Source organism: Enterobacter sp. JUb54 (assembly GCF_014298075.1).
Classification (GTDB): domain Bacteria; phylum Pseudomonadota; class Gammaproteobacteria; order Enterobacterales; family Enterobacteriaceae; genus Klebsiella; species Klebsiella lignicola.
Map to the genome: position 1 here is coordinate 2,842,199 of NZ_CP060418.1, position 15,293 is coordinate 2,857,491.

18 protein-coding genes are annotated in these 15,293 nt (G+C 57.0%); 8 read left to right on the plus strand and 10 right to left on the minus strand.

The window, feature by feature from the left end:
* Nucleotides 1-3: 3 nt before the first annotated feature.
* Nucleotides 4-495 carry a YajQ family cyclic di-GMP-binding protein gene (locus HF679_RS13080; RefSeq protein WP_123755681.1) on the minus strand — a complete coding sequence of 164 codons (492 nt, stop codon included), beginning with the start codon at nucleotides 493-495 and terminating at the stop codon, nucleotides 4-6.
* A 183-nt stretch (nucleotides 496-678) separates the two neighbouring features.
* On the opposite strand from HF679_RS13080, the gene panE reads away from it, so the two are divergent.
* Together panE and yajL are read left to right on the plus strand one after the other, a co-directional pair.
* The gene (gene panE, locus HF679_RS13085) at nucleotides 679-1,590 is read left to right on the plus strand and encodes a 2-dehydropantoate 2-reductase (protein WP_123755680.1); all 912 of its coding nucleotides are present in this window, start codon (nucleotides 679-681) and stop codon (nucleotides 1,588-1,590) included.
* Nucleotides 1,553-2,146, plus strand: a complete 594-nt coding sequence (gene yajL / locus HF679_RS13090) for a protein deglycase YajL (protein WP_123755679.1) — start codon at nucleotides 1,553-1,555, stop codon at nucleotides 2,144-2,146. The genes panE and yajL overlap by 38 nt, the downstream gene beginning before the upstream one ends.
* A 120-nt stretch (nucleotides 2,147-2,266) precedes the next feature.
* On the opposite strand, the gene thiI is transcribed toward yajL, so the two are convergent.
* Nucleotides 2,267-3,715 carry a tRNA uracil 4-sulfurtransferase ThiI gene (thiI, locus tag HF679_RS13095; RefSeq protein WP_123755678.1) on the minus strand — a complete coding sequence of 483 codons (1,449 nt, stop codon included), beginning with the start codon at nucleotides 3,713-3,715 and terminating at the stop codon, nucleotides 2,267-2,269.
* 280 nt (nucleotides 3,716-3,995) lie between these two features.
* On the opposite strand from thiI, the gene xseB reads away from it, so the two are divergent.
* The 4 genes from xseB (at nucleotide 3,996) to HF679_RS13115 (ending at nucleotide 8,059) form a co-directional block, all read left to right on the plus strand.
* The gene (gene xseB / locus HF679_RS13100) at nucleotides 3,996-4,238 is read left to right on the plus strand and encodes an exodeoxyribonuclease VII small subunit (protein WP_187042111.1); all 243 of its coding nucleotides are present in this window, start codon (nucleotides 3,996-3,998) and stop codon (nucleotides 4,236-4,238) included.
* The gene (gene ispA / locus HF679_RS13105; RefSeq protein ID WP_123755676.1) at nucleotides 4,239-5,138 is read left to right on the plus strand and encodes a (2E,6E)-farnesyl diphosphate synthase; all 900 of its coding nucleotides are present in this window, start codon (nucleotides 4,239-4,241) and stop codon (nucleotides 5,136-5,138) included.
* Nucleotides 5,139-5,154: 16 nt separating this feature from the next.
* Nucleotides 5,155-7,017 carry a 1-deoxy-D-xylulose-5-phosphate synthase gene (gene dxs, locus HF679_RS13110; RefSeq protein WP_123755675.1) on the plus strand — a complete coding sequence of 621 codons (1,863 nt, stop codon included), beginning with the start codon at nucleotides 5,155-5,157 and terminating at the stop codon, nucleotides 7,015-7,017.
* A gap of 67 nt (nucleotides 7,018-7,084) precedes the next feature.
* The gene (locus tag HF679_RS13115; RefSeq protein WP_123755674.1) at nucleotides 7,085-8,059 is read left to right on the plus strand and encodes an aldo/keto reductase; all 975 of its coding nucleotides are present in this window, start codon (nucleotides 7,085-7,087) and stop codon (nucleotides 8,057-8,059) included.
* A gap of 41 nt (nucleotides 8,060-8,100) precedes the next feature.
* Here the strand turns inward: HF679_RS13115 and pgpA are convergent, their stop codons facing one another.
* The 6 genes from pgpA to nrdR form a co-directional block, all read right to left on the minus strand.
* Nucleotides 8,101-8,607, minus strand: coding sequence for a phosphatidylglycerophosphatase A (gene pgpA, locus HF679_RS13120; protein WP_154143550.1), 507 nt, complete (start codon nucleotides 8,605-8,607; stop codon nucleotides 8,101-8,103).
* Nucleotides 8,597-9,571 (minus strand): thiamine-phosphate kinase, encoded by a 975-nt coding sequence (thiL, locus tag HF679_RS13125; RefSeq protein ID WP_123755672.1) that lies wholly within the window; start codon nucleotides 9,569-9,571, stop codon nucleotides 8,597-8,599. Before thiL ends, pgpA begins: the two co-directional genes overlap by 11 nt.
* Nucleotides 9,572-9,694: 123 nt before the next feature.
* The gene (nusB, locus tag HF679_RS13130; RefSeq protein ID WP_004858621.1) at nucleotides 9,695-10,114 is read right to left on the minus strand and encodes a transcription antitermination factor NusB; all 420 of its coding nucleotides are present in this window, start codon (nucleotides 10,112-10,114) and stop codon (nucleotides 9,695-9,697) included.
* Between the two features lie 21 nt (nucleotides 10,115-10,135).
* On the minus strand, nucleotides 10,136-10,606 hold the full coding sequence (gene ribE, locus HF679_RS13135) for a 6,7-dimethyl-8-ribityllumazine synthase (protein WP_046476205.1): 471 nt from the start codon (nucleotides 10,604-10,606) through the stop codon (nucleotides 10,136-10,138).
* 134 nt (nucleotides 10,607-10,740) lie between these two features.
* Entirely contained in the window at nucleotides 10,741-11,844 is a 1,104-nt protein-coding gene (gene ribD / locus HF679_RS13140) for a bifunctional diaminohydroxyphosphoribosylaminopyrimidine deaminase/5-amino-6-(5-phosphoribosylamino)uracil reductase RibD (protein WP_123755671.1), read from the minus strand.
* A 3-nt stretch (nucleotides 11,845-11,847) separates the two neighbouring features.
* The gene (gene nrdR, locus HF679_RS13145; protein WP_123755670.1) at nucleotides 11,848-12,297 is read right to left on the minus strand and encodes a transcriptional regulator NrdR; all 450 of its coding nucleotides are present in this window, start codon (nucleotides 12,295-12,297) and stop codon (nucleotides 11,848-11,850) included.
* A 148-nt stretch (nucleotides 12,298-12,445) separates the two neighbouring features.
* Between nrdR and HF679_RS13150 the strand changes: the two genes are divergently transcribed.
* Together HF679_RS13150 and HF679_RS13155 are read left to right on the plus strand one after the other, a co-directional pair.
* On the plus strand, nucleotides 12,446-12,988 hold the full coding sequence (locus HF679_RS13150) for a DUF3251 domain-containing protein (RefSeq protein WP_187042112.1): 543 nt from the start codon (nucleotides 12,446-12,448) through the stop codon (nucleotides 12,986-12,988).
* 291 nt (nucleotides 12,989-13,279) lie between these two features.
* Nucleotides 13,280-14,164, plus strand: coding sequence for a nucleoside-specific channel-forming protein Tsx (locus tag HF679_RS13155; RefSeq protein WP_123755668.1), 885 nt, complete (start codon nucleotides 13,280-13,282; stop codon nucleotides 14,162-14,164).
* Nucleotides 14,165-14,209: 45 nt separating this feature from the next.
* On the opposite strand, the gene HF679_RS13160 is transcribed toward HF679_RS13155, so the two are convergent.
* Nucleotides 14,210-14,899, minus strand: a complete 690-nt coding sequence (locus tag HF679_RS13160) for a helix-turn-helix transcriptional regulator (protein WP_123755667.1) — start codon at nucleotides 14,897-14,899, stop codon at nucleotides 14,210-14,212.
* A 14-nt stretch (nucleotides 14,900-14,913) separates the two neighbouring features.
* A complete protein-coding gene (locus tag HF679_RS13165; RefSeq protein ID WP_123755666.1) occupies nucleotides 14,914-15,279 on the minus strand; it encodes a VOC family protein in 366 nt (121 codons plus the stop codon).
* Between the last annotated feature and the right edge of the window lie 14 nt (nucleotides 15,280-15,293).

Genomic DNA, 15,293 nt, shown 5'->3' on the forward strand with positions numbered 1-15,293 from the left:
GACTTAGTCGCGGAAGTTTTTGAACTGGAACGGCTGCCCCAGATCGCCACCGCGCACCAGCGCCATCACGGCCTGCAGGTCGTCACGCGCCTTACCGGTCACGCGAATCTCTTCACCCTGAATCTGCGCCTGCACCTTCAGCTTGCTGTCTTTGATGAGCTTAACGATTTTTTTCTGCATCGCGCTCTCAATACCCTGCTTCAGTTTGGCATCAACAAACCAGGTTTTACCGCTGTGTACGAACTCGTCAGGCACTTCGATAGAGCTGCCTTCAATACCGCGTTTTAACAGCTTCGCGCGCAGAATATCCAACAGCTGGTTAATCTGGAAATCAGATTCACTGAGGACCTTGATGGTCTCGTTTTTTTCGTTCAGCTCAAAGCTCGCTTCAACGTTACGAAAATCAAAACGCGACTCAACTTCACGGGTCGCATTCTCTACGGCGTTTCGAACTTCCTGAAGATCGACTTCAGAGACAATATCGAAAGATGGCATCTTTTCCTCTCCTTCTGTTGCTTTTGCGTTGCATAATACCCGCAACGCGGCATAACTCAACTGCTTATCCCGCAAGCATAGCCGATGATGTCATACTAAACCTGTGCCAGGCTGCAGCCGGAAGGGCAACGAGTATATACTTTAGCTATGAATGCCTGAGGACGTCGCAGGTGAGGAGGAATAATGAAAGTAACCGTACTTGGATGCGGTGCACTGGGGCAACTGTGGCTTACCGCGTTGTACAAACACGCAAACGAAGTCCAGGGCTGGTTACGCGTCCCGCAACCCTTCTGTAGCGTCAACCTGATCGAGACTGACGGCACCATCTTTAATGAATCGCTCACCGCTAACGATCCCGACTTTCTCGCCAGCAGCGACCTGCTGGTGGTCACATTAAAGGCCTGGCAGGTCTCCACTGCGGTAAAGAATCTGGCCTCTATCCTGCCCGTTTCGTCGCCAATTCTGCTTATCCATAACGGCATGGGCACGATCGATGAGCTAAAAGGCGTGCAGCAGCCGCTGCTGCTGGCCTCTACCACCCAGGCCGCGCGCCGCGATGGTAACGTGATTGTTCACGTCGCCAACGGCACCACCCATATTGGCCCGGCAAAGCCCTACCCGGAGGATTACAGCTATCTTGCCGACGTCCTGCAAAACGTTCTGCCGGACGTCGCCTGGCACAATAATATTCTGCCGGCGACGTGGAGCAAGCTGGCGGTCAACTGTGTCATTAACCCGCTGACCGCCTTAAAAGAGTGCCGGAACGGCGATTTACGCCACTATCCCGAGGAAGTCGAGGTGATTTGCCGCGAGGTGGCGGCGGTCATGGAACGCGAAGGTATTCATACTTCACCGGAAAACCTGTTATTTTATGTCCATCAGGTCATTGAAAGTACGGCAGAAAATATCTCTTCGATGCTGCAGGATATTCGCGCGCAGCGTCATACGGAAATCGACTATATCACCGGTTTTTTGCTAAAGCGCGCTCGCGCCCACGGGCTTGCCGTACCGGAAAATGCCCGCTTGTTTGAACTGGTAAAGCGTAAGGAGAATGAATATGAGCGCGTCGGCACTGATTTGCCTCGCCCCTGGTAGCGAAGAGACCGAAGCGGTCACCACCATCGATTTACTGGTCCGTGGCGGCGTGCAGGTAACCACCGCCAGCGTCGCCAGCGATGGCAGCCTGACCGTGGTCTGCTCGCGCGGCGTGAAGCTGCTGGCCGATGCCCCGCTGGTAGAAGTAGCGGATGGCGATTACGACATTATCGTCCTGCCGGGCGGCATTAAAGGCGCGGAATATTTCCGCGACAGCCCGCTGCTGGTGGAGACGGTCAGGCAGTTTCATCTCTCCGGGCGCATCGTTGCTGCTATCTGCGCCGCTGCCGCCACCGTGTTGGTGCCGCATAACCTTTTCCCGATCGGCAATATGACGGGCTTTCCGGCGTTAAAGGACCGCATTCCGCCGGATCAGTGGCAGGATAAGCGTGTCGTCTGGGACCCACGGGTCAACCTGCTCACCAGCCAGGGGCCGGGAACCTCGATTGATTTTGCGCTCAAAATGATCGATCTGCTGGTCGGGCGTGAAACGGCCTATGAGGTCGCATCACAGCTGGTGATGGCGGCGGGGATTTATAACTTCTACGAAGCCTGACAGGCCTGGGATTTCCCCGCTGGCGTTGCGCTTCGCGGGGTTACTGCCACCAATACGGCTTTAGTCGCCCGGATAAGGCATGACAATGCCGCTATCCGGGATGACCGTCGCTCGTCGTGGTTACGGGCGATATACCTTCACATTCTCAAAGCCCTGCTCGCGCAGATACAGCGCCTGCAGACGGCTCATCACACCGCGTTCGCACCACAGCAGGTAGGTTTTGCTCTGATCCAGATCGCCGAATTTGGTGCTCAGCTTGTAGAACGGTAATGACACCACGTCTACGCCGTCGAGCTTCAGCGGTTTGTCATCCTGCTCGTCAATAGAGCGGATATCCAGAATCGCGTCGTTCGGGCCGAAGCCGGTCACGGTTTCGACTTCCACCACGTCCTGCTGGGTCTGCTGGGCGATATCGCGAATATCAACGTTATTCGCTTCCTCGACCACTTTATCGAGGATGCTGAAGTCGAAGTTTTCTTCTTCCGCTTCAATCTTCGCCTTCACCGCTTTCACGGTCGGGCTCTTCGAAATCACGCCGCAGTATTCCGGCATGGTGCGAGCAAAATCTTCAGTACCGATTTCCCGCGCCAGGTTAATAATGTGCTCTTTATCGTGCGAGATCAGCGGACGCAGAATCAGCGTGTCGGAGACGTTGTCGATCAACCGCAGGTTGGTCAGGGTCTGGCTGGAAACCTGGCCCAGCGCTTCACCGGTCACCAGAGCCTGTACGCCGTAACGTTCAGCGACTTTCGACGCCGCGCGAACCATCATGCGCTTGAGCACCACGCCCATCTGGCCATCGTCAACTTTTTCGAGGATCTCACCGACCACCGGCTCAAAGTTAATCGCCACGAAGCGGACGCGGTGGGAGCTGCCGAAGCGGTTCCACAGATAGTGAGCCACCTGGCGAACGCCGATTTCATGGGCTGCACCGCCCAGATTAAAGAAGCAGTAGTGCACGCGGCAGCCGCGACGCATCAGCATATAGCTGGAAACGCCGGAATCGAAACCGCCGGAAATCAGCGACAGCACGTCTTCCTGAGTCCCGATCGGGAAACCGCCAATACCTTCGTAACGCCCTTTCACCAGCAGCAGACGATCGTTTTCGATTTCCAGATTGACCGTGATATCCGGATTAGTCAGCTTCACGCGCGCGGTTTCGATGTGCTGATTCAGGCCACCGCCGACGTAGCGTTCCACTTCGATAGAGGTAAACTCATGCTTACCGCGACGTTTTACGCGCACGCAGAAGGTTTTGCCTTCCAGCGTTTCGCGCCACAGCGGCAGCGTTTGCTCGAAAATATCGTGCAGCGACGTGAACGGCACGTCTTCGACTTCCAGAATATGATGGATACCGGGGATTCGGGTCAGCGCATCGCGGATGATCGGCCGCTGATTTTCGTCTTTCGCGCGAACTTCGATATGATCCCAATGACGGACAACGGCCAGCGTCTCATCATAGTTTTTGAGAACGTTACGAATGTTCCCGGTTAAGATTTTAATGAAGCGCAATCTCACGGATTGGCTTTTGATGGTGATTTCCGGGAACAATTTAATGATAAACTTCATAGCGACAATAGTTCGTTGGCAAGCCCGACGGGCTTTAAGCAAAAGATGTACTGCAGCGCACCGTAGTGCCTGCATCCAGGGAGCGCAGTATATCACCATTGCGGGTTTTACATAAAATCATTCGGGGCAGGCCATCGCTACAGGCACGCGACGAGCCTGCCGGCAGCGGTTGCGCACGCTTTCGGGAACAAATCCGCGAAAGGACGACGTCTGTATTTGCTTAACCACGTGACTTCGTTACCATATTGGTGTCGCGACATAACAAGAGTCTACATTCACTATGCCAAAGAAAAATGAGGCCCCGGCCAGCTTTGAAACCGCCCTGGGCGAGCTGGAACAGATTGTTAATCGTCTGGAAAGCGGCGCGCTCCCGTTAGAAGAAGCGCTCAGCGAGTTTGAGCGTGGCGTACAGCTGGCGCGCCAGGGCCAGGCCCGGCTGCAGCAGGCCGAGCAGCGTGTACAGATTCTGCTGGCCGACAGAGAAGAGAGCCCACTCACGCCTTTTACGCCGGACGCCGAATAAATGGACTTCTCGCAACAGCTCCAGGCCTGCGTTGAGCAGGCTAACGACGCGCTGCGTCGTTTCCTTGCGCCACTGCCTTTTCAGAACACTCCACTGGTTGAAGCCATGCAGTATGGCGCATTATTAGGCGGTAAACGCCTGCGCCCGTTCCTCGTCTATGCCACCGGTGATATGTTCGGCGTCAGCCGTACAACGCTGGATGCCCCGGCCGCCGCCGTTGAATGCATCCACGCTTATTCTCTGATGCATGACGATCTCCCGGCGATGGACGATGACGATCTGCGCCGCGGTTTGCCGACCTGTCACGTTAAATTTGGCGAAGCGAACGCAATTCTTGCCGGTGATGCGCTACAAACGCTGGCATTTTCTATACTGAGTGATGCGCCGATGCCTGAAGTGCCGGACCGCGATCGCCTGGCAATGGTGTCAGCGCTGGCCCACGCCAGCGGTGTTGCGGGCATGTGCGGCGGACAGGCGCTGGATCTCGAAGCGGAAGGCCATCAGGTTGATCTGCAGGCGCTGGAGCGTATTCATCGCCACAAAACCGGAGCCCTTATTTGCGCCGCGGTGCGGATGGGCGCGCTGAGCGCAGGCGAACGTGGTCGTGCGGCCCTGCCGGCCCTTGAACGCTTTGCGCAAAATATCGGTCTCGCCTTCCAGGTCCAGGATGACATTCTTGACGTGGTAGGGGATACTGCGACGCTTGGCAAACGCCAGGGTGCCGACCAGCAGTTAGGTAAAAGCACTTATCCCGCGCTTCTGGGGCTCGAGCAAGCTCGCACCAAAGCGCATGATCTGATTGAAGATGCCCGTCAGTCGCTCAATGAACTGGCCGCACAATCTCTGGATACGACGGCACTGGAAGCGCTCGCGAATTACATAATTCAGCGTGATAAATAAACAATAAGAGTCTCTGATGAGTTTTGATATTGCCAAATACCCGACCCTGGCGCTGGTAGATTCCACCCAGGAGTTGCGTTTGTTGCCGAAAGATAGCCTGCCGAAACTGTGCGACGAACTGCGGCGTTACCTCCTGGACAGCGTCAGCCGTTCCAGCGGGCATTTTGCCTCCGGCCTCGGCACGGTCGAACTGACCGTGGCGCTTCACTACGTCTATAACACGCCGTTTGACCGCCTGATCTGGGACGTTGGTCACCAGGCTTACCCGCATAAAATCCTGACCGGTCGCCGCGATAAAATCGGCACCATTCGTCAGAAAGGGGGTCTGCATCCGTTCCCGTGGCGTGGCGAAAGCGAATATGACGTACTGAGCGTCGGTCACTCATCAACCTCTATTTCTGCCGGCATCGGGGTGGCGATTGCCGCCGCGAAAGAAGACAAACAGCGACGCGCGGTCTGCGTCATCGGCGACGGCGCCATTACCGCGGGCATGGCGTTTGAGGCCATGAACCACGCAGGCGATATCAAACCCGATCTGCTGGTCGTACTCAACGATAACGAAATGTCGATCTCCGAGAATGTCGGCGCGCTGAATAATCACCTGGCGCAGCTGCTGTCGGGGAAACTGTACTCATCGCTGCGCGAAGGCGGGAAGAAAGTCTTCTCCGGCGTGCCGCCGATTAAAGAGCTGCTCAAGCGCACCGAAGAACATCTCAAAGGGATGGTGGTGCCCGGTACGCTGTTTGAAGAGCTGGGCTTTAACTACATCGGCCCGGTGGATGGTCACGATGTGCTGGGGCTGGTCACCACGCTGAAAAATATGCGTGACCTGAAAGGGCCGCAGTTCCTGCATATTATGACCAAAAAAGGTCGCGGCTATGAGCCGGCGGAAAAAGACCCGATTACCTTCCACGCGGTGCCTAAATTCGACCACACCAGCGGCGTCCTGCCGAAAAGCAGCGGCGGCCTGCCCTCTTATTCGAAAATTTTCGGCGACTGGCTGTGCGAAACCGCGGCGAAAGACGCCAGGCTGATGGCCGTCACCCCGGCGATGCGCGAAGGCTCGGGGATGGTCGAGTTTTCCAAAAAATTCCCTGACCAGTATTTCGATGTGGCGATTGCCGAACAGCACGCGGTCACTTTCGCCGCGGGTCTGGCGATCGGCGACTATAAGCCGGTAGTGGCCATCTACTCCACCTTCCTGCAGCGGGCTTACGATCAGCTGATTCACGACGTCGCTATCCAGAAGCTGCCGGTACTGTTTGCCATCGACCGTGCGGGTATCGTCGGTGCCGATGGGCAAACCCACCAGGGCGCCTTCGATCTCTCCTTCCTGCGCTGTATCCCGGAGATGGTGATCATGACGCCAAGCGACGAGAACGAGTGCCGCCAGATGCTCTACACCGGCTATCACTACAACGCTGGCCCGAGCGCAGTCCGCTATCCGCGCGGTACCGGCACCGGTGCGACGCTGGAACCGCTGGCCTCGCTGCCAATCGGCAAAGGCGTGGAGAAACGCCGCGGTGAAAAAATCGCGATCCTCAACTTCGGCACCCTGCTGCCGGAAGCCGCTCAGGCGGCGGAGACGCTCAACGCGACGCTGGTCGATATGCGCTTTGTGAAGCCCCTTGATGATGCGCTGATTTTGCAGTTGGCCACGGAGCACGACGTGCTGGTGACCCTCGAAGAGAACGCCATTATGGGCGGCGCAGGCAGCGGTGTGAATGAGCTGCTGATGGCGCATCGTCGCGCGGTTCCGGTGTTGAATATCGGTCTGCCGGACTTCTTCATCCCGCAGGGGACACAGGAAGAAGTGCGTGCCGACCTCGGTCTTGATGCTGCCGGTATCACCGCGAAAATCACGGCCTGGCTGGCCTGATCCCGCCCCCACTAACGGCGCCTGCTATGCTTAAAGGGTATCTTTTTGCTGATAGCAGGAGCCGTTCATGCAATACATCACGCCAGTAGCAACCCAACTCAAGGTATCCCGACTGTGCCTCGGCTGTATGACCTTTGGTGAACCGGATCGCGGCAATCACGCCTGGACCTTACCCGAAGAGAGCAGCCGCCCGCTGATTCAGCATGCGCTGGAGAACGGCATTAACTTTTTCGATACCGCCAACAGCTACTCTGACGGCAGCAGCGAAGAGATCGTCGGCCGCGCGCTGCGTGATTTTGCCCGCCGCGATGAGGTCGTGGTCGCCACTAAAGTCTATTACCCGGTGGGCGATCTGCCGGAAGGCCTCTCCCGCGGACAGATCTTGCGCTCCATTGACGACAGCCTGAAACGTCTGGGGATGGAGTATGTCGACCTGCTGCAAATCCATCGCTGGGACTACACCACGCCGATTGAAGAGACGCTGGAGGCGCTGAATGACGTGGTCAAAGCGGGGAAAGCCCGTTACATCGGCGCCTCGTCGATGCACGCCCGCCAGTTTGCCCAGGCGCTGCAGTTACAGGAACAACACGGCTGGGCGCGCTTCGTCACCATGCAAGACCACTACAACCTGATCTATCGCGAAGAAGAAAACGAAATGCTGCCGCTGTGTCAGCGCGCTGGCGTGTCGGTGATTCCCTGGAGCCCGCTGGCGCGCGGTCGCCTGACGCGTCCGTGGGGAGAGACTACCGCGCGTCTGGTTTCTGATGAGGTGGGCAAATCGCTCTACAGCGCCGCGGATGACAACGATGCGCTAATTGCGCAGAATCTTGCTGAGGTGGCGGAGGATCTTGGTGTGAATCGCGCACAGGCCGCGCTGGCGTGGCTATTGAGCAAGCCCGGCGTTGCCGCCCCGATCATTGGGGCATCGCGGCAAGAGCAGCTCGATGAACTGCTTAGCGCAGTGGATATCACACTCACGCCCGAGCAGGTCGACAAGCTGGAAGAACCCTATCAACCACACCCGATTGTCGGCTTTAAATAAGTCAGTGCCCCGGCGCGCAACACGCCGCCGGGGAGATAGCCTTACAGGATACCGATTGGCCAGTGGTGCCCCACCAGGTACAGCACCCCGGCGGAGATCACGCCGGCGACGATATCATCGACCATGATCCCCATTCCGCCGTGGATATTGCGATCGAACCAGCGGATCGGCCACGGTTTCCACATATCGAAGATACGGAAGATCACGAACCCGGCGGCCACCCATTGCCAGTCGAGGGTCGGCAGCGCCATCAGGGTGATCCACATCCCGACAAACTCGTCCCAGACGATGCTGCCGTGGTCGTGAGTCCCCATGTCTTTCGCCGTGCGATGGCAGATATAGACCCCGATACAGATGCTCATCATCACCACCAGCGAATAGAGCTGCCAGGGGAGGAATGTCATCAGATACCAGAACGGGATCGCCGCCAGCGAGCCCATGGTGCCCGGCACGATGGGGCTTAACCCACTGCCGAAGCCGGTGGCCAGCAAATGCCAGGGATTGCCCATATTGAGGCGGCTTTTTGCGACATCTTTGCTACGCGCCAAAGTGATCGTACCCCTTTAAATCCAGCTCCACCGGTTTGCCGGCTTGCAGCAGCTGCAGGCCATCCGCTTCCGCGCAAATCTGCCCAATGCAGGTAAAACGCGCCCCCAGCTGGCCGATAGCGACGTCCAGCGCGCCGCGGTTCAGTTCTGGTACGGTAAAGCACAGCTCATAATCTTCCCCGCCAGCCAGCGCCCAGCGCAAGGCCTGCTCCGGTGCCACCTGACGCAGCATCGCATCGGAGAGCGGCATCGCATCGAGATCGATCCGCGCCCCGCAGCCGCTGGCTTTCAGGATATGGCCAAGATCGGAGATCAGCCCGTCGGAAAGATCGATCGCCGAACTGGCGAGATCGCGTAGCGCCTGCCCCTGCAATATCCGCGGCATCGGACGCAAATGGCGCGCCAGCAGGTAGTCGGCATCGGCCGCAGACTCGACGTTCAGTCGCTCCTGCAATATCGCCAGCCCGGCTGCGCTGTCCCCGGGAGTACCGGTGACGTAAATCCAGTCTCCGGGTTTTGCCCCGGCGCGTTTCAGGGCGCGTCCCGGCGGGACAAAGCCGTGAATACCCAGGGTCATCGACAGCGGACCACGGGTGGTGTCCCCGCCAATCAGCTGCATATCGTAATAGTTGAGCTGCATGAACAGGCTGTCGCTGAACGATTCCAGCCACGCCTCATCCACGTCGGGTAAGGTCAGCGCCAGCGTCAGCCACGCGGGTTCAGCACCCATGGCCGCGAGGTCGCTCAGATTGACCGCCAGCGCCTTGTAGGCAAGGTCGGCAGGGTCGATATCAGGTAAGAAATGGTTTCCCGCCACCAGCGTGTCGGTGCTGATTGCCAGCGTTTTTTTCTCGGGGATATTCAGGAGAGCGCAGTCATCGCCGATGCCGGTCTCCACATCGAGACGCCTGCTTTTTACGCGATCAAAATAACGGGCAATCAGGGAAAATTCGCCGCATGCCATACGTTATGCCTCAGCAAAAGAAAAGAATAAGAACCTGTTCCAGCCGACGAGTTTAGTTGCCGGCTGAAGCAGGTTCTGTGGACGGTTTCTCGGGGAGAATCCCCGGTCACACCGGCCTGGGGTTTACTTTTTGTTGGGACGAATTGCCGGGGCTGCTTTGTCCAGCACGCCGTTAACAAACTTATGGCTGTCTTCAGCGCCAAAAGTTTTCGCCAGTTCGATAGCTTCGTTAATCGCCACTTTGTACGGGACATCGTCACGTTTTGACAGCTCGAACAGGGCGATACGCAGTACCGCTTTTTCCACCTGGCCCAGCTCTTCGAGCAGACGGGACAGGTACGGCTTCATCAGGCCGTCGAGGTATGCGCTGTTAGTCGCCACTCCGGACAGCAGTTCACGGAAATACAGAACGTCGACATCTTTGACATCCTGTTCCGCCAGGAACTGGTATTCGACATCAGCGATGTCGTTCTGGGACAACTGCCAGGAGTAAAGCGCCTGGACAGCACACTCACGGGCGCGGCGACGAGCAGCAGGTTTCACGGAATTCCCCTTACAAAAAAATCAGGCCTTGATGGCTTTCAATACGTTAATCATTTCCAGCGCGGTCAGCGCAGCTTCTGCGCCTTTGTTACCGGCTTTGGTACCAGCGCGTTCGATGGCTTGTTCAATACTTTCAGTGGTCAGAACACCAAAGGCTACCGGGATTTCGCTCTCCTGCGCGACATGCGCGAGGCCGTTGCTTGCTCCGCCAGCCACATATTCAAAGTGCGCGGTACCACCACGAATCACCGTACCCAGAGCAATCACTGCGTCATATTTACCGGTTTTTGCCAGTGCGCCAGCCGCCAGTGGCAGCTCATACGCGCCTGGAACCCAAACAACGGTAATGTTTTCATCTTTTACCTGACCGATGCGCTTCAGGGCGTCAATTGCACCTTCCAGCAGGCTGTCATTGATAAAGTTGTTGAAACGCGCAATGGTGATGGCGACGCGAGCGTCCGGGGTAGCAACGTTAGCTTCAATAATGTTCATACTCTTCCTTCGGGTTCATATGGCCCCGCAAGGGGGGCGGATTCTATCATAATAATTTATACACTTCATCCTTCAAACTGCCTCGCGGTCGCTGGCAGAGGAATGACGTTGCGTCGCAACACGCCTGCCCTGAATCAGGCATTCACTAAATGCAGGCACACATCCGGGCCGACATGACGTATCTCATTGAATTTGAAATGGGGGGCATCCTGTAGTTTCTCAAGCCCCGGCAGCGCACATAATCCACGCGCCGCATTGCCTAACAGTTTAGGCGCAATATAAACGATAAGCTCGTCCACCACACCTGCCTGTAATAGCGCCCCGGCGAGGGTCGGGCCGGCTTCCACCCAGATACTGTTCACCTGCTGCTTGCCCAGTTGCATCATCAACAGCACCAGATCGAGATGGCCGTTGTGCTCCGGCACCTGCAGCGTGCGCACGTTTTCCGGCCACGCGCGATCGTCGGCCTGGGTGCGGGCAAACAGCGTTTCGCCCGGCTGCTGCACGATGCGGTGCTGCGGGGTCACGCGGTTATGGCTGTCGATAACGATACGCAGCGGCTGACGCAGATTGTCCTGCGGGTACAGCGCCTGAGTGTCGGAGTCCAGCGATTCCCAACGCACGGTCATTGCCGGGTCGTCTGCCAGCACGGTGGCGCTGCTGGTCAGAATGGCGTGGCTCTGCGCGCGCAGACGCTGTACGTCGCGTCGCGCCTGCGGCGAAGTGATCCACTGGCTTTCGCCGCTGGCCATGGCGGTACGGCCATCCAGCGAAGCGCCCAGTTTGAGCTGCACATACGGGAAACCGGTGCGCATGCGCTTCAGGAAGCCTTTATTCAGCGCTTCGGCCTCGTTCATCATCAGGCCATGGCTGACGTCGATGCCTTCCTGCTGCAAACGGTACAGGCCGCGCCCCGCTACCTGCGGGTTTGGATCCTGCATGGCGGCCACGACGCGGGTCACGCCGGCGGCGATCAGCGCCTCACAGCACGGCGGCGTGCGGCCATGATGGCTGCACGGTTCCAGCGTCACGTAGGCGGTCGCGCCTCGGGCTTGTTCACCGGCCATCCGCAGCGCATGCACTTCTGCATGCGGCTCACCGGCCCGGTAGTGAAAACCTTCGCCGACGATTTCGCCGTTTTTGACGATCACACAGCCGACGTTAGGATTGGGATGGGTGGTAAAACGCCCGCGCTGCGCCAGCTTCAGAGCGCGCGCCATGTACATTTCGTCATGCATGACTTAATCCTGTAAGCGGGCGATCTCTTCGCCAAATTCTTTGATGTCTTCAAAGCTACGATAGACCGAAGCAAAGCGGATGTAGGCGACTTTATCGAGCTTTTTCAGCTGTTCCATCACCAGGTTGCCGATCATCTTGCTGGGCACTTCGCGTTCACCGGTGCCGCGCAGGTGCGTTTTGATGTGGTTAAGCGCCATTTCTACGTCGTCGGCGCTGACCGGGCGTTTTTCCAACGCTTTCAGCATTCCGCTGCGCAGCTTATCCTCATTGAACGGTTCCCGCACCTCGTCGCTCTTGACCACCCGAGGCATCACCAGCTCTGCCACCTCAAACGTCGTAAAACGTTCGTTACAAACCAGGCACTGCCGACGACGACGCACAGAGGAGCCCTCTCCCACCAGGCGGGAGTCGATCACTTTGGTATCTACGGCGAAACAGAATGGGCAATGCATGGCGCGTCCTGATATGAAGTTAAACTGATGGATAGTTTACCGCGAAGTGACCCGACTACAAAGAAAGAGCTTTTGAGACAAAGGATCTATGGTTGGTTATCAGAGACGATCTACCATGAGTTATCCCCTTTTGACGGAATCCCCTACGATGACAAGACATTATTTAAAGCTGGCGATACTGACGACGTTGTTCACGCTCAGCGCCTGCGCGCAGCAAAGTGAAGTCCGGCAGATGCATCAAAGCGTGAGCACGCTGAGCAAAGAGATGACTCAGTTGAATCAGCAAACGGTGAAAATTACCCAGCAAAATTCCCTGAATGCGAAATCCAGCAGCGGCGTCTATCTTCTGCCTGGCGCCAAAACCCCGGCGCGCCTGGAGAGCCAGATCGGCACGTTACGCATGTCGCTGCGGGATATTGCTGCCGATGGTGACGGCACCCGTCTGACCTTGCGCATTCAGGGTGAATCCAACGATCCACTTCCGGCATTTAGCGCCACCGTCGCTTCCGGGCAGATCACCGGCACCACCCAGAGCTATCAGGAAGTGAACGTCCAGGAGCAGCTGATCAGCGCCCCTGCCAGTATTCTGGCCCCCAGCGATGTGGATATTCCGCTGCGCCTGAACGGCATCCCCCCGGAACAGCTCGGTTTCCTGCGTATTCACGACATCCAGCCCGCCACTCCGCAATAACCTCTGCCAACGGGTGTCTTCGACACCCGATTTCCCCGCCATAAATCCATTTACAAATTTTGCGAACAGTTCAGTGAAAATTGACGCCATTGATGAATTTCAGTGGCATTTTGTCAGGAAATGCATAGAATCGTGAACGCAATCGATTACGTGTGTTTACTTTATGTGAAACAACACATATTTTTGTGAGCAATGATTTCTATAATAGACGCCACAGAAATACGAAATATTTAGAAACGCTTCGGCAACGTTCTTAACGCCTTTTGGCTTAATTTAAACAGTGGCATCATTATGAAAAAAACATTACTGGCAGCAAGCGCGGTCCTGGCGCTCTCCGCATCTTTCACTGCTGGCGCGGCAGAAAACGACAAACCTCAGTACCTGTCTGATTGGTGGCACCAGAGTGTGAACGTGGTGGGCAGCTACCACACCCGTTTTGGACCGCAGATCCGTAACGATACCTACCTGGAATACGAAGCGTTCGCCAAAAAAGACTGGTTTGATTTCTACGGTTATATCGATGCACCGGTATTCTTTGGCGGTAACAGCACCGCAAAAGGTATCTGGAACAACGGTTCCCCGCTGTTTATGGAAATCGAACCGCGTTTCTCTATCGACAAGCTGACCAACACCGACCTCAGCTTCGGCCCGTTCAAAGAGTGGTATTTCGCCAACAACTACATCTACGATATGGGTCGTAACGATTCCCAGGAGCAGAGCACCTGGTATATGGGTCTGGGTACCGATATCGATACCGGCCTGCCGATGAGCCTGTCCCTGAACGTTTATGCGAAATATCAGTGGCAGAACTACGGTGCTTCCAACGAAAACGAGTGGGATGGCTACCGTTTCAAAGTGAAATACTTTGTTCCGCTGACCGACCTGTGGGGCGGTTCCCTGAGCTACATCGGCTTCACCAACTTTGACTGGGGTTCCGATCTGGGCGATGACAACTTCTACGACATGAACGGCAAGCACGCGCGCACCAGCAACTCCATCGCGTCCAGCCACATCCTGGCGCTGAACTATGCGCACTGGCACTACTCGGTGGTTGCTCGTTACTGGCACAACGGTGGTCAGTGGGCGGATGACGCTAAGCTGAACTTCGGCGACGGCGACTTCAATGTTCGCTCTACCGGCTGGGGTGGTTACTTCGTTGTCGGTTACAACTTCTAATCGCTGCTGATTTTCCCCGGCGGCAACGCCGGGGATGATATTGTCTTAGCGCTCCTCGCACTTCACCTTACGCAAGAAATCACTCAATGAGCGGTCAGCCCGTTCGCTAAAATGGCGCCCGGTCGCCACAATATTCAGACATCGGTCGAGGCGAAAGCAGCGATAATCGGCGCGCAATTCGCACCAGCTCACCAGCAGCCAGCGTTCCCCCCAGAAAAACAGCCCCAGCGGCAGCACTTCACGCTGCGATACTTTTCCGGCTTCATCCCGATAGTGCAGATCAAGAACCTGCTGGCCCGAGACCGCCCGATGCACCAGATCAAACTGCTCTTTGGTGTAGCCCTGCGAACCAAAGTCCGGGGCGAACAGACGCGATTGCTCTGCCTGGCGTCGGCTCTCCGCCGGCAGTATGGCCAGCACTTTTTCCTGCGCCGATTCCAGCGCCTGGGACATCGAAACGCCGCCCCAGGTTTGCAGCAGCCGAATCGCCGCGACCAGCGCCTCCGACTCCTGGGTCGTTAGCATCAGCGGCGGCAGATCGTAGCCTGCCAGCAGTCGATAGCCGCTGCCGGCCTCTCCCTCAACCGGGACGCCGGAGAGCGACAGGTCGCGAATATCGCGGTAAATCGTGCGTTCCGATACGCCGAGCCGCTCGGCCAGCAGCCCGGCGGTGGTTAATCTTCTCCCCCGCAGGATCTGGACGATTTGAAAAAGGCGGTCGGCGCGTCGGCTCATAAGCGTTATCTCATTTATGCTGGTTGATGCAGGCCAATCCGGTTGCCTTCACTGTCGATAAACAGGGCAATCGTCCCGATGTCGTCCGCCAGCTGCAGCGGACCAAAAACGCAGCGCCCTCCCGCAGAGCTCACCCGGTCAAGCGTCGCCGTCAGATTGTCAGTATGCAGATAGATAATGCAGCCCTGATCGGCGGGTTTAACACCGTCAAACTTTGCCAGCGCGCCGCCGGGGGCCGGATCCTGATAAGGGAATACGGCCAGTTGAGCGCAGTCCATATTTTCCCGCTTCAGCGTGACCTGCATCACCGGCTCGTAAAACGCCACGGCACGATCCATGTCGGCGACCGGAATTTCAAACCAGTTAATTACGTTGTTCATACATCCTCCTGTCC